Source organism: Candidatus Aquicultor secundus (assembly GCF_002791875.1).
Classification (GTDB): domain Bacteria; phylum Actinomycetota; class Aquicultoria; order Aquicultorales; family Aquicultoraceae; genus Aquicultor_A; species Aquicultor_A secundus.
Window position 1 is genome coordinate 22089 of sequence record NZ_PFNG01000256.1, and the last position, 361, is coordinate 22449.

The following is a 361-nucleotide window of genomic DNA, read 5'->3' on the forward strand; positions in this document are numbered from 1 at the left end:
CCGTATTTTCTGAAGTCGTCTTCATCCGCCTCGAAGTAGGTGGAGGTGGTGTCGAAAAAGAGCAGATCGACTTCTAAGTTAAGAAGATTGGCAACAGAGAAGAACACTTCTTTCTGGATCGCCTCGTCGGCGTCGAGCAAAAAGTCCATCGCCCGGTAGGCGTGGTCGTCGGTTACGTTTGATAGGTTCTTAATCACTACATCACCCTTCATCCAGGAGACGGCCAAGAGCTTGGAGGTGGGATTAATTGCTCGGTTGGCGACAAGGGCAAAGAGGGTACGCTCTACATCGGTTTCGAAATGCCTGGTTTTAAGAAGCTCTCCTATGGCTGATGCGATACCTAAGCGCTCCCAGATCGCAT

At 50.4% G+C, this 361-nt stretch carries 1 pseudogene; it reads right to left on the reverse strand.

The window, feature by feature from the left end:
- Positions 1-361: pseudogene (locus COY37_RS10945) on the reverse strand (IS1634 family transposase); the annotation flags it as partial.